The sequence below is a fragment of the Ferrovibrio terrae genome, assembly GCF_943372915.1.
Lineage (GTDB): Bacteria > Pseudomonadota > Alphaproteobacteria > Ferrovibrionales > Ferrovibrionaceae > Ferrovibrio > Ferrovibrio terrae_A.
This window is the reverse complement of sequence record NZ_CALSAN010000009.1, coordinates 101398-121240: the sequence shown is the minus strand read 5'-3', so window position 1 is coordinate 121240 and position 19843 is coordinate 101398. Positions and strand designations below refer to the sequence as shown.

Here is a 19843-nt window from a genome sequence, read left to right as displayed (position 1 = left end):
TCAAGGCGCGAGCAACGCCTGTAAATCTGCCTGCCAATTATTATCCATTACAATCGCTGCCTTCCAATTTTTATAGACCCCTTCGTCATGTGAACTTCCAAACAGGGCAGATATAAGCTCAGACTTATACTTTGTGTCTTCATTTCCAGCTAAATGCGACCCTTTGGTTTCGAGCACAAGGAATTCCTCGTTACCACTCTGCTTTTTCAACGAAACCAGAAAATCTGGAAAGATTCTCGCATCTCTCCAACCGGTGAGTGACCAATCGCCAAACACGGGGACTCTATACCACCAGTTCACCGCTTTCGACTTGTCTAACGCCCGAACAACCTCAAGCTCAAACCCGTTGAGCATCGAGTGATAAATTCTTTGATAGACATTTTTCTTCAGCGCACTTCCGTCACGTTGGGCGACTGCAGTGTCAGACTCTGACTTTAAAATCTCAAATGAACTTGGAATTTTAATTTGCTTTCCACTATGAGTCTTCGAGATTAGCTGAACTTCCTTTGATTTCACCAAACTTAGAAAAATTCTGCGCGATTGATCCTGGATCTGCTCCGCAACATCGCGACGAATCGCCTCAACAAGTGCGGCCCGTGCGCCAGACACTACCTGAGAAGAAAACCCCCGACCTACAAGTGCTGACTCTGCGGAGCGCAAAATACGAGTAGCTTGCCAAACGTTCGGGACTGTCGAAACTAAATATGCCACAGAGGCCGCTAGGCTTGAGCCTAAAAGAGGAATCTCTGTGTCGCTGTTTGATTTGACGGAGACTGCCGTGGCTTGAGAGCCAGTCTTCGAGATACTGATAGAAACGTCTGTTTCAGAAGCGGATTGAGGCGGGTCGAATTCCGCGATTTTGCGAAAGTGAATGTTGTCCCAATCCAAGAGCGGCAAAATATGAGCTTCTGGTGAGAATTCTTCCCACAGACCCTTTCCATTCAAACGCCCCACAACTGGTAAGTTGATCGCAGCGGGGAAATTCTTCGTATTGCTGCTGATAGAGACGCTGTCCGCCGAGGAAGTGCTGATCATACGAACATACGATCCAAGCTCGATCATGCCGTCGTTAGAAAGTCCATCGCGGACCGCAATTACCGCCTCTTTCACATCTTGATTCATCGAAAGCACGTAGCTCTCGTTAAGACTACGCGTGGAGAACAACTCTCCGCCTGGTTGACGGAGTATTCGACCCACCATCTGTGTCAGAGTGCGAGATGAAGTAGTGTTTGATAAAACCGTCAGAATGTATGCGAAAGCACAGTCCCAACCTTCGCGGAGAGCATCTTTGGTTATTACAATCTGAACTTGAGACTCTGGTGACATCAAATCTTCGTCGCCGAGCTCGTTTATATCGGCCGTTTTTACGCGAACTTTTTCGGGCGAAACCCGGAGCTTTTTTTGCAGATAGTCGCGCACATCTTCGGAATGGATTCTTTTTCCATCCTTCTTGTCGCGTCCAGTTGCCTCTACTCTTACAAGCAAGATCGGGCGAACGTAGCTGCCGGTATTTTTCCGCTCAGATTCGGCGTCAAGAGAGAGTTTATCCAAAAGCACTAGTGACCGCTTGACCGTCGCTCTCCAATCATCCCCATCTACGTTTAGAATATTAATGGGGAGCTTGATCATGTTTTCTTGTTTCAGATCTGTGCCTGAAACATCGACAAGAATATTGCTCTTGTGCTCATTTGAATTTGGAGTGGCGGTTAGCTCAAGCACAAACGACGGATTTAAGTTCATAAGTGTCTGATGTGCGAGTTCGCTATATGCGCGATGCCCTTCATCAATCACAAATACAGGCCGGAGTAGCCTCAGGACATTTGCAAGACTGTGCCGAACTATCGTTCCCGGGAAGTGCCCTGATCCGTTCAAGTTGTTTAGAATGTCGGCATTTAGGACTGCCTGCCTGAATGCTTGATTGCCTGGCTCATCATCGACCGCCGGAAAGAATGATGAATACCCTCCTGAATCTCGGAAGACCCTCAGTAAATCGTCATTCTCTCTGACTGTCGACTGCAGCATTATAACGAGGACGCAAAGATTATCTGCGACATCAATCGACGTAAATGCATCTCCCTTTTTGAGAATGATGGTCCTGCCACCAGAGTATGCATCGAGAGCCATCCGATATGGATGCCTTCGGTCAGAAAGACGGGAGTACGTCTGCCTAAGAATTGCATCAGACGGCACGACCCAAACTACTAGGCCCGTCTGTCGTCCAAGAAATATTTCTCCAATCCGCCCGACTGCATGACATCCCAGCAGAGTTTTTCCTCCGCCAGTTGGCACCTTTATGCAAATATTAGGGACCTCTTGTTGAATACCATTGACGCGAGGAATCCATGTCGGATGCGTGGCGCCTAACTTGGGAATCAGGTCTCTTGACGCAAGCTCACTCCATGTAGTTGCGCAATAAGCAATCGGCGGTGGAGTAGCCCCGCGAGCTCGTTGAAAGCTCTCGAATTCACGCGCGGCATCGCGGTTTTTCGCTAAAGACTCTAGATAGTCTGAAAGTCGATTGAGTACCTTGGTCTGGTAATCTTTGAGATTCATTTTGAAATCCGCGTTAGTCGATATATCTGCAGCGGCAAATGGCAAAATTCGATACCAAGAGCCTCAAGGTCGCGCTGCGGTACATATTTTCCACTGGCAAATACAACAGATTTGCGGCCCGCTTTTCGCCCTTTAGCTATTGCCTCGGCGGAGCGGATATCGAGCATTGATGCGCTTGAGCGGAGGTACTCTGCTTTCGGCTCATACAATAGGTGGATATCAATATTTTGATGCTGACCTATCAAGCTACCCTTGTTCGAAATGACATCCTCTAGAGTCGCTCCCGTAGAGGTGCTGTAGATATACCTTGCTAACTCTTGTCGGCCCGGTAGCGAAGCCCCCGAGAGCAACTCCTCCGCATCGACAGAAGCGCCGATCTCGTAAAAACCAAACCCAGCTTTGATCCCATTTTTAATTAACCTGCGGGTACGCTCAGCCACAATTTTATCCGCGTCGTCCTGGGCGATGACAACAAATTTCCTGGAAAGTAGCTTTTCCCCGAATCGCTCGAAGGCATTGGCCTCCAAAACAGCTTGCGGTCCTTCCCCTGCGCTTCCGAATGGGAAAAGCACCGCATCGTTCTCTTTGCAGCAGAGACGCATCAGGTGTCGAATTAGTCGAGCCGGTTTACCATCGCGCTTCGCATCAGGGATTAGGCTTCGAAGCTCCTTAGCGGCTTCGTCAGTATGTCCAACATCCTCGTATGGCAGGAGCGAGGCGGGTACCATTCCCTTTTGAACTTCATCTAGGAAGTTTTTTAAGGACGGCATTTTGTTTTTGCCGTCTTTACCCCACCAAATACGATTCTCTTCTTCGTTAGTTTTGTGTTCTTCTTTTGAGTAAGCCCAAACTCGTGTTTTGTTAGGGTAGATCTTTTTACCTGTATGCGGATTAGTGATGGCGTAGTAGAGATTTTCTCGCTCAGCCTTCGAGTATCTGCATGTGTAATCCATTGCCTTCCATGGACCGCGGTTATCGCCATCGTGGTTTCTGTATCTAGCGAGCTGTTCTTCGGTCGCTGGTAGTCGGAAGGGATGAAATGCCCCCCTCTTTCTATAAACCAGGATACATTCGTGAACGTAGCCTATGTCCTTAACATCAGGAGGCGTGGAATATTTCTTCTGCCACACCAACGTAGCGAGAAAATTCTGCTCTTGGAAAATTTCATCCATTAAGCACTTAAGACGATGCATCTCATGGTCGTCGATACTGACGCAGATCAGCCCGTCGTCAGAGAGCAGTTCATACATCAGGCGCAATCGTGGGAGCATCCACGAAAGCCATTTGTCATGACGATCCGGGTCATCCTTTGCCGGAGTGGAGTTTAGCCATTCCTGGGTTAGCGGCGTGGGTATGTCGTCGTTGTATTTCCAGTTGTCGATGCCGTTGTTGTACGGGGGAGTTGCATAGATTAGGCTGAACCCATTTGCGTATCGGGATTGAAGCGATTTGAGCGCAATCAGATCATTTCCTTGAATGATCATGTTGCTTGTCGCGTTGGTTGGCCCAACGCTCTTTGTCTTGTTCAATACGAATGCGTGGGTTGGAATAGTTAAGTGGTGGGAATACACGAGTCCTTTCCCACGGAATTCAATTGACGCCATTGTTCCCACCGTCGCCTGAGTTAAGTTTTCTTGGTCCGCTGTTTGCCGCGGACGACCCCATATCTACACGGGAAAGTGTAAAGTTGTCAGGTGCCGAATGCAATCCAAGGATGCGGGTCCGGTGGGGCCGCGAGTCCAGCGGCCGAGGCAGCGTTGACCCAAACCTAGTAGATCCCCGTTTCAGTAGGCGAGATGCGCCGTCTGAGCGTCTGGGTACTTTTGCGGAGCTTGATCGAGACTGCTGCTAGAGTCTCGATATCGAAAGCATAGTTTAGCGATATGACGCTCGCGGGATCGCATGTGCAACCTCTACAGCCAAACTAAAGGCCCTCAGGCCATCCGCGACTTTGTGGATGCCACCATATCGTCAGTCGGCAATATGCCGCCGCAACCCGGTATCTTCCCGGACTTCATGGCTCCCATTGTGCGCAACACGCCCGAAGGCCGTGAACTGACTATGGCCCGCTGGGGACTTCCGTCACCCGCCTTCGCACTGGAAGGCAAAAAGTCGGATCCTGGCGTCACAAATGTTCGCAATACAAAGTCACCGCACTGGCGCCGCTGGTTGGGCGTCGAGAACCGTTGCGTGGTGCCGTTCACGTCATTCAGCGAACCAGCACCTCAGCCTGACGGGACAAGGCCTCCGGGCTGGTTTGCACTCGGCGAAGAACGGCCATTGGCCTTCTTTGCTGGCATCCATGTGCCGCGTTGGAAGTCCGTTCGGAAGGTGAAAGAGGGCGAGACGACAAACGACTTGTTTGCCTTCCTGACCACCGATGCCAACAAGGAAGTTGCCATAATCCACCCCAAGGCGATGCCTGTTGTTCTTACGACGAAGGCTGAGGTTAAGACCTGGCTGACGGCGCCTGCAACTGAGGCCCTGCAGCTACAAAGGCCCCTGCCTGATGGATTTTTGAAGATTGTGGCGATTGGTGAGAAGCAGGACCCGCCGCCAGCACCATTCGAGTAAGCGGGCCTACCGGCGCAGTGCGAATCCCGACTCTATTCGGCGGGGAGCTTGTCAACTCGAAATCCATACTGTCGGCGTATTGCTGGATTTTGACGGCCCAGACTTTCCGCCAACTGATTGCTGAACCAGACCCATTTGGCATAGGCCCGCTGATTCCTGGATTGTCTGAGTTGGTCGAGCGAAACCGTGACGGCTTTACAAGCTTCATCGAAGAGCTGCTGCGGCGACGGGGTTCGACCATCCGGTGCCTCGACTGGGCTCAAGAAGATATCCTTGAAATAATCAATGTGCTTCAGACCATCGATATCGGTCAGGATGCGAGGACTCCTTGCCCAGTTCAGTCGCGCCGCAACTTGCGCTGAAAGCACCACCCGGGGATACACGGAAATTCCTGATTCAATGCGATAGGCCTCGACCATTCCCTCGCCGTACACAACGCCGCCTGAATGGAAAAGCCTGCCGATGGTCGCCCCGCCTCGTATCAGGAAGCCAATGCGCAAGGCAGCGATGGCCAGCCACGACAGGAGCTTTGAAAAGCCATCCAGTATGAATGTCGGCGTCTCCGCATCGCTGTAGTAGCCCTTGGCTCGAAGCTTCTCGAGTGGATAGCTAATGACGATATTGTCAGAGAAAGTGGTGATATTCGGAGCGACCTCAGTAGCGACACCATCCGGGGTCGCTCTTGTCTCGACCATGAATTCCGACTGCACCTTCGACAAAGCAATCAATAGTGTCAGCAGCTTCGTTCGCGCTTCATCGCTCGCGGAATCGATTGCATCCACGAAGCCCAGGAAATCAATGAATGCCACGAAATGCTCTTCGTATTCGAAGCGGGTTTCTGACTGCATAAAATCAATATCTCTTTGACAAACTTGAGCTGCACTAAAGGCCAAGCGCTGCCATCAGCTGAACCTTCGACATCTCATATCGTCCCACTATCCCACGCTCGGTGGCACGCTGGCGCAATTCCCGCATCGAGAAAACCGGAATTTGTTGGGGAGCGATTGTCGCCGTCGCAGTCCGGTCATTCGTCCTGATACCCACCGCGCCATTCCGGATATCACCTTTTACCGGGTCATCGATTCCCAGCTTGGGTGTATTGGTGCGGATGGTGTCGGCTACATAGCTTTTGGTGAAATGGGCGTAGAACTTCTCGCATGTTTCCGTACTCTGATGGCCAAGATTCTTTGCGATGACTGCAATGGGAACCGCGCTCATAGCGAGCATGCTGGCATACGTGTGACGGAACATATGGAACGTAACGTGCCGGAGCCCCGCCAGTTGGCATGGTATCTTCAAACGATGCGAGCAATCGCTGCTGAGCCACTGTGAGCCGTCTGCGCGTCTGAACACGATATCATTCTTGTGCAGATTGTGCGTCATTCGTCGAAAGAAGGTGGAACCTTCTTCGGTGAGAATGACATGACGAGACGAGAAGTTTTTCGATGGGAGCAGGTATATGCTGCCAGCGCGTTCATCAAAGTCTCCTGCTGTTACCTGAGCAAGTTCTGTGAAACGCGCCCCTGTAAACAAAGCACCCCTGACAAGCTCGCGAAAATCCGGAGATAAGTGCGGCAATAGCTGCTGGCATTCCGCGACTGACAGGCACTCCGCGCTGGAGACCTCGACCAATCGGAATTGTTTCGCGCCACGCCACCCTGCATCGGTCTCTACCAGCCCATCGCGATAAGCCATGTTCAGGGCGGCTTTCAGGATCGAGAGGTCTCGATTAGCCGTGTTCTTACGCTTTCGCTTTTCTTCATCCGTCTTGGGCGGCGGGCCATATCGCCTAGGTTCTCCGAATGCGGCATGTATTGACTTGGGTGATTTTGAAATGTCGTCGTGCCATTTCCGAATCTCTTTAACGGTCAGGCTTGATACCAACCTGTGACCGAATTTCGGGAGGATGGAGGCATTGATTTGATACTGGGTCTCTCTGACCCGCCGACGATGGCAGCGGAACCAGCGCATGTAGTCATCTATGCACTCCGCAACGGTGTAGCCTATGTTTTGAGTTGGATTTGAAGATGGCAATATCTGCTTCGAGGGCGTCCGGCTGGCGGGATTCAGTTTCTGCGGCTCTGGCGGATAGAACCCATAGGCTTTTGTTGAGATGCCGCTTTCACGATCAAGCCAGATATCGAGGACTTTGCGATCCCATAGCCCCAGCGTGGGAATGGGATTCGGGAATCCTTTGTCCTGTAGCTCTGGTAGCAGATTCGTGAGTTCGGGAATGGTGAGCCCAAGGTAAGTGGCCGTAGCCTCCAGGGAGAGCATACGTGGCACCTCGGCGACCTTCTTTTTGGCGGTCATGAGCACCTCCCATGTGGGATGAAGGTATCCTACGCCTGATCAGTGAAACGGCTATCTGATTAAGATTTATGGGGCTAGCGCGTGAGACCAGCTGCTATCGCCTCCACAAGGCATAGCGATCTGATGCACTCATACCCACTAAATAGGCTTTGAGTCTAGGAAAAAGTACATATTGAGAACATATTGGGATAATAGTAGAACATGAAGCCTTCCCATTCGCGCGGAGGCGATTCATGAACCAGCTCTCTCCCCTGACCGATCTGCGCAGCAAGATGGAGCGCATCACCGGCATTAGCCGCCGGGCTGCTGTCGCAGGTGTGCCCATCGGAGTGGCCGAGATCGACGCCTTGCTACCGGGCCGCAGCCTGGCTCGCGGCGGCTTCCACGAGTTGCTCGGCGACCAGGGCGCCATCACCAGCTTTCTGGCCGCGCTGCTTGGGCACCAGAAGACCATCCAGCATGTGCTCTGGATTACTCCCAGCGCCGACCTCTACCCGGGCGGCTTCGCTCAGCTCGGACTCTCCCATCGACGCATGACGATCGCCTGGACCCGGCAGACCGACAATCGGCTGTGGGCGGCCGAGGAAGCCTTGAAGGACATGCCCGGCGGCGCCGTGGTCGCCGAAGTTGAGCAAGCCGACCTGACCGAGACCAGGCGTCTGCAACTGGCGGCCGAGACCTGTGGCTCGATCGGCTTCCTGGTCCGCCGTGACCGGCAGCCGTCTGCGGCACTGACGAGATGGCGGATCGAGCCCGCTCGAAGTCTCGACATCCGACCATGCTGGCGCCTGACCCTGGAGCGTGTCCGGGGTGCTGAAGCCGGAGGGACATGGGTGCTGGAGTTCGACAATGCGTCGCTATCTTTCAATCTGGTTGCCGAGGTTGCCGACCGATCGCTTGAGGCGGCGGAATAGCCCGACCACCGGTCCCTTCGCGCTGACCCAGGCGACTGCTGGCACCTTCCGGCTGTCCGCGGTCAACCTGATGGCAATCCAGCTCGGCCTGAAGGCTGGCATGCCGCTCGCTGATGCGATGGCGCAAATCCCGCGCCTGGTCACCGCTCCGGCCGACCCGCTGGGCGACCAGGCTGCCCTGGAGCGCCTGGCCGACTGGTGCTGTCGCTGGTCGCCGACGGTTCAGGTGGATGGAGCTGACGGCATCGTCATGGATGTCTATGGGGTCACGCACCTTTTCGGAGGCGAGGACGCCATGCTGCAGCAGATGCGGGCCTCCTTCCGGCGCATGCAAGTCACCACGCGTATCGCCTTTGCCGCCTCACCGGCAGCAGCCTGGGCATGGTCACGATACGGCGCTGGCGGCTCGCTGCCGGAAGACCGGACTGCAGCCTTCGAGAGCCTGAAGGATTTGCCAGTCGCGGCTCTGCGCATCGACCACGACATTGTGGATGCGCTGAATGGTCTTGGGCTGAAGACCATTGGCTCGATCGCGAACATGGCAAGAGGGCCGCTGGCCAAGCGGTTCGGCCAGGGACTACTGGCACGCATCGACATGCTGATGGCACGCCAGCCGGAGCCGATAACGCCCCGTGTACCCCAGGCGCCATGGCGGTCCCGCGCCAACCTGGTAGAGCCGGTATCCACTAGGGATGCCATCGATACCGTGCTGGACTATCTGCTGGATGCCCTGTGCAAGCTGCTGGCCGATGAGCATCTGGGCGCCCGTCAACTCGCGTTGACGGCCTTCAGGGTCGATGGCGACATCCAGACCATCCGTGTCGGCACGTCATATCCGAGCCGCAGTCCGAAGCACCTGAAGCGGCTGTTCCGCGACCCGCTGGATTCCATCGCACCCGGCTTCGGTATCGAAAGCTTCACCCTGGAAGCTCTGACAGCCGACCCGTTCAGCGCCGACCAGGCATCCCTGGAAGCCACCCAGCAGGACGATAGTCGCTTCGCCGAACTCATCGACCGCCTGCAAGGCCGCCTGGGCGCCCGCAATGTCTTCCGCTTCGAACCGCTGGGCAGACACACGCCGGAGAATGCTTTCGCTCGCTTGCCACCAATGGCCCGATCCAATCGCGAGATGCCGGACTACGACCCGCGGCCGACCCGGCTGATATCGCCGGAACCTGTCGAGATGGAAACCACCGGCGACGCCTTCACCTGGCGCCGCATCCGCCGCCGCATTGCCATGACAGCTGGCCCGGAGCGGCTGCACGGCGAATGGAAGAACGGCGGCATGGATATCGCCGGACGCGACTACTTCCAGGTCGAAGACGAGGTCGGTCGCCGTTACTGGCTGTTCCGCAGCTCTGCGGGCGACTGGTTCATGCACGGGATATTCTGATGGAATATGCTGAGCTCCACTGCCTGTCGAACTTCAGCTTCCTGGAAGGCGCCAGCCATGGCGAGGAACTGGTTCTACAGGCCGCTGCCCAAGGCCTGAAGGCCATTACGGTGACCGACCGCAACACCCTGGCAGGTGTCGTCCGCGGGTACTCGGCCGCCAAGAATGCCGACATCCAGTACATCGTCGGCGCCCAGCTCGATTTCCAGGACGCACCCAGCCTCGTCTGCCTGCCGACAGATCTGTCGGCCTATTCTAGACTGAGCCAGCTCATTTCGTTGGGCAGGCGTCGTGCGCCGAAAGGCCAGTGCGAAATCTACTGGGCTGACCTGGTCGAACGCATTGAAGGCCAGCAAATTATCCTGCTGGCGCCCAGGAAGCCGGAGGCGGCCTTCATCGAGCGGATGACGGCGCTGCGCGACCTGATAGGCGACAATCTGTCGCTAGGCGTTTCCAACCTGATGCGCGGACGGGACAGGCAGCGGATAGCAGTCTGGGCCGGAGCGGCTAGGGAAGCAGGTGTCGCGCTCGTCGCCATCAACAGCGTGCTCTACCACCATCCATCGCGTTCACGCCTGCAAGACGTGCTGGTCGCCACCCGCCATAAATGCACGGTGGAAGAGCTGGGCGTCCAGGCTGAACCGAACAGCGAGCGCTACATCAAGTCGCCGGAGCAGATGGCCAAGCTGTTTCGCGACTATCCGGAAGCGATTGCCCGAACCGTCGAAATCGCCAACCGCTGCAAATTCTCGCTGTCGGAAATCAAATACGTCTACCCCGAGGAAAGCCGCGGGCAGAGCGATACGCCGATGCAGGAGTTGGAACGGCTAACCTGGAGGGGTGCGCGCGGGCGATATCCAAATGGCGTGCCAGACAAGGTGCGCGACCAGATTCTTCATGAGCTGAAGCTCATCGCACAGCTAGACTACCCCAGCTACTTCCTGACCGTTCAGGACATCGTCAAGTTCGCCCGGTCAAAAGGCATCCTGTGCCAGGGACGCGGCTCAGCGGCGAACAGCGCCGTCTGCTATGCGCTGGGCGTCACATCCGTCGACCCGGCCTGCCAGGACGTGCTGTTCGAGCGCTTTATCAGCGCTGAACGCAACGAGCCGCCAGATATCGATATCGACTTTGGGCATTCCAGACGCGAAGAGGTCATTCAGTACATCTATACTCGGTATGGCCGTCAGCGTGCTGGTCTGGCTGCCGTCACCATCAGCTTCAGGACCAAGCTGGCGATACGCACGGTCGGCCGCGCCATGGGCATGTCGCTGGACACCATCGCCAGTATCGCGAAGACCATCCACTGGTGGTCGAAGGAACGCTACTCGGAAGCGTCACTGCGTGATGCCGGTATCAACCCGGATTCACCGCTCGTCCGCACGGTCGTGGAGCTGGCCAACCAACTGGTCGGCTTCCCGCGCCACCTCAGCCAGCATCCTGGCGGTTTCGTCATCACCAATGGGCCACTGGCTGACCTGGTGCCAGTCGAGAATGCCCGGATGGCGAACAGGACGATCGTACAATGGGACAAGGATGACCTCGACCAGCTCGGCCTGCTCAAGGTCGATATCCTGGGCCTTGGCATGCTGACCTGTCTGGATAAAGCATTCCAGCTCGTTCAGCAGCACTACGGCAGGGCCTATGACCTGGCCAACATCCCTCAGGATGATGTCGCCACCTACGACATGATTTGCGCTGCCGACACGATTGGTGTGTTCCAGATCGAGTCCCGTGCCCAGATGTCGACGCTGCCGGTCATGCGGCCGCGCAACTATTACGACCTCGTGGTCGAGGTGGCCATTATCCGGCCCGGCCCAATTACCGGCGGCATGGTTCACCCGTATCTGCGACGCCGCCAGGGCCTGGAAAAGGTCACCTATCCCAGCGAAGAGCTGAAGGGTGTTTTGGGCAAAACGATGGGCGTGCTGCTGTTCCAGGAACAGGCCATGAAGCTGGCCGTTGTGGCCGCCGGTTTCACGCCAGGTGAATCCGACCAATTGAGGCGCGCGATGGCGACCTTCCGGAATGTCGGCACCATACATACCTTCGAGGAACGCTTTATAACCGGCATGGTAAACCGCGGCTACAAGCAGGAATTCGCCGAGAACATCTTCAAGCAGATCCGCGGCTTTGGCTCGTATGGCTTCCCAGAATCGCATGCCGCCAGCTTCGCCCTGCTGGCCTATGCATCGAGCTGGCTGAAATGCCATTACCCTGCGGCCTTCACGGCGGCGCTACTCAACAGCCAGCCGATGGGTTTCTATTCGACATCCAGGCTCATCATCGACGCCAAGGACCACGGGGTCGAGGTCAGGGATATCGACGTCAATTACAGCCACTGGGACACCGCGCTGGAGCCGACACCTGGGAAACACGGCCACGCCCTGCGCCTGGGCTTTCGCGAGATACGCGGTTTCAAACAGGAAGATGCCGACCGTCTGGTGGAAGCCCGTGATGGTGGCTACTCGGCCGTCCGGGATATTTGGCGCCGAGCCAAGCTGAACAAGGCTGCGTTATCACTGTTGGCCAAGGCTGACGCGTTCGGTTCCTTAGGTTTGGACAGGCGCACTGCCGACTGGCGCATCCGGCCACTCTCAGACAAAGAAATGCCGCTGTTCGATTTTGCAGAAACCGTGGTCGCGAATGGCAATCAGCCAATTGACGATGTCATTGAGGAGGAAATCATTCTTCCAAAGATGCCGATGGGTGAGAACGTAGTCCACGACTTCCGCTACAAAGGCCACTCAAACCGGCCGCACCCCCTCCAGCTTTTACGCCCTCGTCTACACAACCGAGGCATCGTGTCGGCCCGCGACCTAGTGAGCATCGAGAATGGCACCCGGGTCCTCATCGCTGGTCTGGTGCAGGTGCGCCAGCGTCCTGGCACTGCCAGCGGTGTCATCTTCGCGACCCTCCAGGATGAAACCGGCGACAGCAATGCCATTATCTGGCCGACCATCTTCGACAAATACCGGCGCGAGACACTGGGCAGCAAGCTCATGATTATCGAGGGCAAGGTCCAGAAGCGGGTCGTCGTGATGGATGGGGCCGAGCAGAAGAAAGTAGCGACTATCCATGTCATCGCGGACAGCATAGAAAACGGCAACGAATACCTGGGCGAGTTGGGCGACATCGATATCGACGCCGACTTCAACATCCTCTCAAAAGCTGACGAAATGAAGTCGCCGCCGCGCCAGCCCAAGGAAGTCCTGGTGGCATTACCTGACAGCCGTGATTTCCGATAATGGTGCGCTACAAAGACCTGCTGACGCCTGCGCTGTTACGGAAAAGGTATCCGTTTGTCGTCGAGATACCATTACCGCCCATGGGCTTCCGGCACCGCTTAGTGCTCATGGAGCAATGGCTGACGGACTACTCGGAGACCGGCGACTATGGGCGTTGGGGCACCAGACGAGAGCAGCAGGACATTGCTGTATGGGGATTCCGTGACGAGGTGACGGCAGCGGCATTCAGGGCGAATGCTGAGATGATACTGAAGCTGACGGATAGGCAGGTGACGAACAGGTTGGGGAAGCGTGGGTACTGATGCAAAAGACACTCTTCTCAGCTAAGCCCGCCCTCCCGGCCTTCTGCAAGCGCAACGATATCTGGATACTTCTCGCGCGTCTCCGAAAGATACCGCTCCGGTTCTCGACCTGCGCGGTCCATCTGGATAAGCAACCTTACGCCGAATCCCTGTATGAAATTATATTCGCGCCGATCCAAGCGCCACAAGTAGTCAATATAACTCCTGAGGAGCAACAACACCCAGCCGATAACCGCGCCATACACCAGCGGTGCAACGATAATCAAGAGAACTATCTCCCAAGATACCCTATAAATTGCACTGTCCGGCGGTTCTAGCAAACCGGACAATGGATCAAGCGCGGAGGCTTCTTTCAGCGCTACAGTCATAGCCACAACCATTGCCGCTTCTCTCCTTTGGCGGTTCGGCTGTGTCGCCAAGATTCGAGCGTGATCCCACGCTGCACGACGCAATTCCTTTACCCAAAACCCCAACTGACGACGCGCCGAAGCCGGTAAAAACCCGAGGAAAAAACGTGCTCGCCCGACAGCGCCTTGATCAGATAAAGCAATCCTCATGCTCCTAGGGAACATGGGCCGCATTACAAAAAAAATCTTTTCGCCTTCAAACTCCGATGGGCACGGATCCCATGCTCCCGTGCCCGGCCAATCATTTGCGATTGCCCTAGGCAGATCATAACTGATGTGAAGATACGCGCCCGCCACAAGCTTAAACATGCGAGGCTGAAGCCTCTGCCATTCCCCACGATATGCATCAAGACTCGGCTCAGTATTCCATTTGTCGCGTTCTAGCTGGAATGTCGCGACCAACCGAAGAAGCCACGATTGCTCGCGGCCTAAAAGCCTCTTGTTCGCATAATGAATAATTTGTTGCGTCACGGTTTTGTAGACGCGATCAAATGGCTCTAGGTCCCCTGACGAAAGCGTATTGACCATCACCACCAACCGCCATGAATAGCCTCTTTGTTCCGATATTAACTTCAGTTCTCTAAAATACGCGAGCGCATATCAGTCGGAAGTATAAAAGAGTATGCACCACCCGTCACTTTCCGATGTTCTTCAGTGTCGCGCACTTTCACTTTAGTGATTTTTATTGCGCACGTGCCGCCTCCTGATAGCGTTGGGGCAGGTAGGCAATACCCAAGAGGTACGGCTACATTCATTGGGGAAAATATGACAGCGCATCTGAAGCATGCCGGACAGCTTTTGTCCGCGCTAACGCTCTTGGTCTGCTTGACGGGAACTTCTGCAGCCGAGCCGCCGCCAGAACCAATCGAGACATTCACGGCCGCGAAAAAAATTGCGCGCAATTCTATATTTGCGGACAGGCCAATCGATTACTACTGCGGCTGCGAGTATCGGCCCACTGGAAAAGCCTCCGACTCCGGTGGCCAAATGAAGCTATCGACTTGCACTTACAGAGCCCGCGCCAACCCTGAACGCGGGAAACGTCTGGAATGGGAGCACGTCATGCCTGCGAAAATCTTCGCAGGTGAACGGGCTTGCTGGCGGGGTGAACCTGCGAAATGCCAAGAAAGAGGCATCAAAGGCCGGTCCTGTTGCAATGCAGCGGACTCTACCTTCAAAAAGATGGAAGCAGACCTGCACAACCTGGTGCCATCCGTAGGTGAGCTGAACGGCGACCGTAGCGACAAACCTTACGGAAATGTCCGGGGGGAACCCCGGCAATATGGCCAGTGTGATTTCGAGATTGGTGGCAAACCGAAAGTTACCGAGCCCCCAGCAAACATCAAAGGGGACGTAGCTCGCATATGGTTCTACATGTCGGATGCTTACAACATAAAAATCGACGTAGACACCATCGCTACCCTTGAAAAGTGGTCAGAAGACGACCCCGTCGACGACTGGGAACGGCTGCGGGACAAACGCGTAAGGGCCGCACAAGGCAACAGCAATCCGTTCGTGACCGGGCATTAGGAGCTGGCTATGTGGCACTGGCTCCTTCAGTAGGCAATGGACGCCGATGGCCTGCGTTTGGCACTGACCCTTGCATCCGGTCCTCCCGGTGCAAGTTATACCAGAGCTAAAGGCCCGCATCGAAATTGTGATCGGCCCGATTGAGAAGATTGATTTCAACTTGGATGAGCCAATGGAGGGGAATGATGCATTAATGCGGCAGAGAATGGCCAATGCCGCTTATTGATGCGGCCTTTCTAACCTGAGAGAACCTCTATCTCCCCCTCATCGAACCATCCTTCAGACATAGCGTTGGCCTTCACCCTAGCCGGGTCATTCGCATACGCCACGATCGCCAAACTAGATTCAGACCGACTACACGTTACGTAGAACAGCCGCCTAGTACGGTCAGCGCTCGTCTCATTGCCAGCCTGCTCGTTCTTGATATCGGTATCGGACTTCTCTTTGACCCCGAAGAGCTTGTCATAGCTAAACATGAAGCCGCGCGCAGCCTCATCGTCCACGATTACCATTACCCTCGGGAATTCCAGGCCCTTCACCCCTTGGTGCGTTCCAAATCTTGCCTTCTGCTGAACATATGCGGAGTAACCTTCAATTTGAGAAAAATTCGATTCGAGAACCGCTAGCCAGGCAATCCGTCGTTCCTTCTGACTCTCCGTTTCTCCGGCGTCTTCTTCCTCACTATCGGCGCTTTCCTCTTCACCTACTTGCGCAGTGACCTCTGCACCCACTACCGCAAAACGCAAAGAATCTGGCACTTCGAACAGGTTTGTTCGCGCCACTTCCTGAAGCACCTCGCCAAAGGTTGGCTCCCGCTCTCCGACCCAGAGCAACAACAAAGACTCTGTTGCTTCTTTAACTGCCGCCAACTGCCTGAGCTGCACATCAAGCAGTGCGCGTTTCTGCTCCTCAATCGTAGGCGCTTCACGTACCTGCACGTCCGGCAGCTCGCCTTTGAGCAGTTTCAACAGATGTTTCTTGTCTAAGGCCGGAGACTTCTCACGCGCAATCGCTGCAACGGCGAACCGATTTCCCTGCTTTAGAGCGTTCACCATCGGCAGTACAGTTTCGGCGAAGAAGCGCAATCCAGGAAGCGAACCATCGAGCAGACCGGTATCGTAGGAAGGCACCTTGCGGAGTGCCTCAAACATTACGTCGAAGCCCATACGGATGGCCGCCATATGATGTTCAAGAATTAGCGCCTTGACGCCATCCTCCTCATTCCAACCAGCGTCTTGTGAAAGCTCAGCCATTCGTGCGCTGACTTTGGCTTCGACAGCCGATTTGTCCCTGACGCTTTGGGGAACAATGAACAAGCGCACTGTACCTTCCGGATTGTCCTTCTTCCCGACCTGCGTTTGGTCATCGACGGCAGATCGAATCTTGTTAATCAGTCGGATCACGCGCTCCGGGCACCGCCAGTTCATGCGCTTCACTGGTTTCGCCCAATCCGGCGGCAGTTCCTCCCCCAGGCCTACTTTCCCGTCAGCATAGATGCGCTGCATGGTATCCCCGAAGAGGCCCAGGCAGAACGACTGACGATGCGTCGCCTGGACAACGAGAAATGCCTCCATAAGGGCTTTGAGGGTGTCTTGGCTTTCGTCAATGAATAAAATTGGATAGCCATTAATCAGAATCTTCTGCAGGGCTGGCTTGGCAGTCAGGAAATCCGCAGCAATCTTGATGACCTCGGCGTGGTTCAGCGAATCACGGGTTCGGTTATCGCCGGTCGGGCTATAGATGAACTTCTTGATATTTGGCAGGTCGGCTAGACGCCGCTGGCTGCGCTGAATATCCTGCTGCCGCTTACGAGCTGCTTGCGAATTCGCTCGGCCTTTGGCCTGCGCTGCCTGCAGCTTTTCAAGATTTTCAGTTATATCCGCCCTTAGCCAAACCTTGATGTCGGAATGGTAGTTGCCAATGAGCTTCCATGCAAAAGCGTGGATAGTAGACACCTCGACAAGTGCGTCAAAATCGAGGCGCTGTTTAATTTCATCGCATGCAGCATTTGTATAAGTGATTACACCGATACGACGGCCACCCAATGCAAATCGCTTCCTGTGCTCCTTGCGGAACCGATCAATTGCGGTCACTAAGGACCGCGTCTTACCAGATCCGGCACCTGCATAGAGGAAGAAACTTCGCGGCGCATCTGGATTCAGAAAGCTGAAGATTTCATCATCTACACCAGCGTCAAGGTTGTCAGAATTCTCCGCGCTCATGGTGCGTCACCGACGATAGGCGGAAGCACTTCGACCTGACGTGCCTGAAGCTTTTCTTCGAGCCATTTCAGGCCGTCTGCAATATACGCCGGAACCGTCAGGCTCTCGAAATCGTCCAAAGCAATGACGTCCAGTGCGAACTCGGCCTTCTTACCCTTCCTCAGCGCGTTGAACATTTTCTCACTTGCCTCGGAAATCGTTGCCTCTGCCAACGCCTCTCTAAATTTCCGAACCAAGCCATTTCCATCCATGTCTTTGAAGCACTCGACATTCGACCACACCAGCGCATCCTCGAACGTGTACGGATAGGCCGGTCCCTCGACTCCCTCCCTCAACGTGACCTGTATCGCGGTCTGGTATGCTACACGAACAGCTGACAGCGTGCTGTTATCGACGACCTTTTCCCTATCGTCCGTGGTCAGAAGTTCATCGACTGGCTCCTTGCCCGGCGCCCAAGTCTTGATCGTCTCGTTGCCGGAAATCTGGCCTGCGCCAGGCATAACCGGCACTGCCTTTCCATCAGCACCGGTGGCATCGAGGTCGGAGACCACCAGCGTCAGAAGTCCGATGTGCTTGATAAGTGGCTTTAGCTGGTGTGCATGGCTTCCACCGATCTCAAGCAGGGTTATGTAGCATTGGTTGAGGAACTGGTGATGCCTCAAGATGAAATGAGGAACCAGCATACGTTCAGCCGGTCCCTCGACCAGAATTGCAGCATCGGCAAAGAACAGGTCAGCGTGCTGTGCGCGTAAGTAGCGGGTCACAAATTCCTTAGTCTCATCGCCCGGACCGAACACTTCGGTCATATTGACGACAATGGAGACCGGGACTTCAGAGACCACACCGGCGGGAAGGCGCCTGAAATAACGCAGGCACGAAAAAGGCGTTTCGTGGGCGACATGACTGGAATGGGTACTGACGATGAGCTGGGTGCGAAGTGACCCGTTCCGTCCCAGGTCTACGTGATCCCTGAGTACCTTGTAGGCTTTCTTAATGAATACCTGCTGGACTTGCGCATGGAGGTGGGCTTCTGGCTCCTCTACCAGCACCAGATGCAACGGCTCCCGCGGGCTATCACCTCCTGCGTCCCGATCGGCCTTTCCGACACGCATCCAGGCGTCACGGAAGCTCATGAGCCTGAATACCATCGAGATTAGGTTCTGGTAGCCAAGCCCATTCTGGTCCTCGGGCAGCCTGAGAATGGCCCTCGGCACACCATTCGCGGCAGCCATCTCGATTTCATATGACACGGCTGCGTCGTGGTCCAAGGCGTCTACCGCCCGGAGCCTTGTCGAGACCTTTAGCTTGGGGTCGGTCACACCAGGATAGCCAAGACCCTCAACTTCACGCAGCGCCTTCTCGAAGCTTTCCTTCAATCTCTCGTCAAAAGCGTCCTGCGCAGCCTCTATGGCCTGGAGAGCACCAATATCCGCAGGCCCGGGCCGCTGAGATGGGTCCAGGTGCTTCGTATAGTATAGGCGCAGCTGATCGGACAGGCGGCGGCTTTCCCTGCTCGGAGCCCCTTCATCAGACGAGGAATCGTCAGACTGGCCGAACCCACGCTGGGCATTGATTTCGTTGACACGAATGAGCTGGGAAAGCGGATTCCCCTCGAACGCGACTGAAGATTCCGGCAGCGGCTGAGGCTTGGCGTGGCCATTCACGGGTGAAGCCACGCGAGCAGGGTCCAGCGGATATGCCCTGAGGACGAAATGGTCCCCAATATGCCGGTTCAAGAAATCGATCATATCAGCAGGCCAAAGCGTCAGCTTGGGTGGTGGTTGGTCTCCAGCCGCTTGCGCGACAGCCGCCTTTACATCCTCGGCACTTTTGACTGCTTCCACATACTGTTTGAAAAGGTCCTCAGCCTTCTTCGGCTCCATTCGCAGCCGAATACCCAATCGCCCACCAGGCCAATCGAGTGTCGGCAGCATGTTTCCGACATGATGGAGCTCGCCGTCCTCAATGGTCAGCCAGACGTCAAGAACGGGCATAACCCCCACCCAATCGTCGCCAGACACCTCTAGCGTCCGGCCCTCTTTGTTGGCCGCCACCCAGGCGTCACCAATGGCATTGATTGCTGACCAGTGGGAGAGCGTCAGGTCGTGCGTCCTAATGTGCTTTCCGCCGTCAACGAGGAACCGCCGGAGCGCCAGCATCGCTGACGTCTTACCACTGTTATTGGCGCCAACCAGCAAGGTCGTTTCGTCCGCGAAGTCCAGCCGCACAGACAGCAGCTTCCGGAAATTGGAAATTTCTACAAATGCGATTTTCATTCTGCCGACCCGCTCTCAACCTGCCCGGTTTGCCACAGGCAAGTGGTCGGGCGCCGCTATCCGCGGTCCCGCCAAATGCCTGCCCAAAAACCCCGGCTGGATTTTACCAAG

At 55.3% G+C, this 19843-nt stretch carries 13 protein-coding genes; 6 read left to right on the top strand and 7 right to left on the bottom strand.

What is annotated here, in order from left to right; genetic code table 11:
* Together AAG821_RS08660 and AAG821_RS08655 are read right to left on the bottom strand one after the other, a co-directional pair.
* Positions 1-2553: a DEAD/DEAH box helicase family protein gene (locus AAG821_RS08660; RefSeq protein ID WP_341910977.1), complete on the bottom strand. Its 2553-nt coding sequence runs from the start codon at positions 2551-2553 to the stop codon at positions 1-3.
* The gene (locus AAG821_RS08655; protein ID WP_341910975.1) at positions 2550-4157 is read right to left on the bottom strand and encodes a site-specific DNA-methyltransferase; all 1608 of its coding nucleotides are present in this window, start codon (positions 4155-4157) and stop codon (positions 2550-2552) included. The genes AAG821_RS08660 and AAG821_RS08655 overlap by 4 nt, the downstream gene beginning before the upstream one ends.
* Positions 4158-4455: 298 nt before the next feature.
* Between AAG821_RS08655 and AAG821_RS08650 the strand changes: the two genes are divergently transcribed.
* The gene (locus tag AAG821_RS08650; protein ID WP_341910974.1) at positions 4456-5127 is read left to right on the top strand and encodes an SOS response-associated peptidase; all 672 of its coding nucleotides are present in this window, start codon (positions 4456-4458) and stop codon (positions 5125-5127) included.
* Between the two features lie 32 nt (positions 5128-5159).
* Here the strand turns inward: AAG821_RS08650 and AAG821_RS08645 are convergent, their stop codons facing one another.
* Complete coding sequence (locus AAG821_RS08645; protein ID WP_341910972.1) at positions 5160-5975, bottom strand: hypothetical protein; 816 nt, start codon at positions 5973-5975, stop codon at positions 5160-5162.
* A gap of 34 nt (positions 5976-6009) precedes the next feature.
* Positions 6010-7440: a tyrosine-type recombinase/integrase gene (locus tag AAG821_RS08640; RefSeq protein ID WP_341910970.1), complete on the bottom strand. Its 1431-nt coding sequence runs from the start codon at positions 7438-7440 to the stop codon at positions 6010-6012.
* A 233-nt stretch (positions 7441-7673) separates the two neighbouring features.
* On the opposite strand from AAG821_RS08640, the gene AAG821_RS08635 reads away from it, so the two are divergent.
* The 4 genes from AAG821_RS08635 to AAG821_RS08620 are packed head-to-tail and all read left to right on the top strand — an operon-like array spanning position 7674 to position 13297.
* Positions 7674-8354: a hypothetical protein gene (locus AAG821_RS08635; RefSeq protein ID WP_341910969.1), complete on the top strand. Its 681-nt coding sequence runs from the start codon at positions 7674-7676 to the stop codon at positions 8352-8354.
* Positions 8338-9747: a DNA polymerase Y family protein gene (locus AAG821_RS08630; RefSeq protein WP_341910967.1), complete on the top strand. Its 1410-nt coding sequence runs from the start codon at positions 8338-8340 to the stop codon at positions 9745-9747. Before AAG821_RS08635 ends, AAG821_RS08630 begins: the two co-directional genes overlap by 17 nt.
* On the top strand, positions 9747-12995 hold the full coding sequence (locus AAG821_RS08625) for an error-prone DNA polymerase (protein ID WP_341910965.1): 3249 nt from the start codon (positions 9747-9749) through the stop codon (positions 12993-12995). Before AAG821_RS08630 ends, AAG821_RS08625 begins: the two co-directional genes overlap by 1 nt.
* Entirely contained in the window at positions 12995-13297 is a 303-nt protein-coding gene (locus AAG821_RS08620; RefSeq protein WP_341910964.1) for a hypothetical protein, read from the top strand. Before AAG821_RS08625 ends, AAG821_RS08620 begins: the two co-directional genes overlap by 1 nt.
* Before the next feature lie 17 nt (positions 13298-13314).
* Here the strand turns inward: AAG821_RS08620 and AAG821_RS08615 are convergent, their stop codons facing one another.
* Positions 13315-14232 carry a hypothetical protein gene (locus AAG821_RS08615; protein ID WP_341910963.1) on the bottom strand — a complete coding sequence of 306 codons (918 nt, stop codon included), beginning with the start codon at positions 14230-14232 and terminating at the stop codon, positions 13315-13317.
* A 237-nt stretch (positions 14233-14469) separates the two neighbouring features.
* Here AAG821_RS08615 and AAG821_RS08610 point away from each other — a divergent pair, with 237 nt between their 5' ends.
* Positions 14470-15234, top strand: a complete 765-nt coding sequence (locus AAG821_RS08610; RefSeq protein WP_341910961.1) for an endonuclease — start codon at positions 14470-14472, stop codon at positions 15232-15234.
* Between the two features lie 236 nt (positions 15235-15470).
* On the opposite strand, the gene AAG821_RS08605 is transcribed toward AAG821_RS08610, so the two are convergent.
* Positions 15471-17456 (bottom strand): UvrD-helicase domain-containing protein, encoded by a 1986-nt coding sequence (locus AAG821_RS08605; protein ID WP_341910960.1) that lies wholly within the window; start codon positions 17454-17456, stop codon positions 15471-15473.
* Entirely contained in the window at positions 17453-19732 is a 2280-nt protein-coding gene (locus tag AAG821_RS08600; RefSeq protein ID WP_341910959.1) for an AAA family ATPase, read from the bottom strand. The genes AAG821_RS08605 and AAG821_RS08600 overlap by 4 nt, the downstream gene beginning before the upstream one ends.
* Positions 19733-19843: the final 111 nt, after the last annotated feature.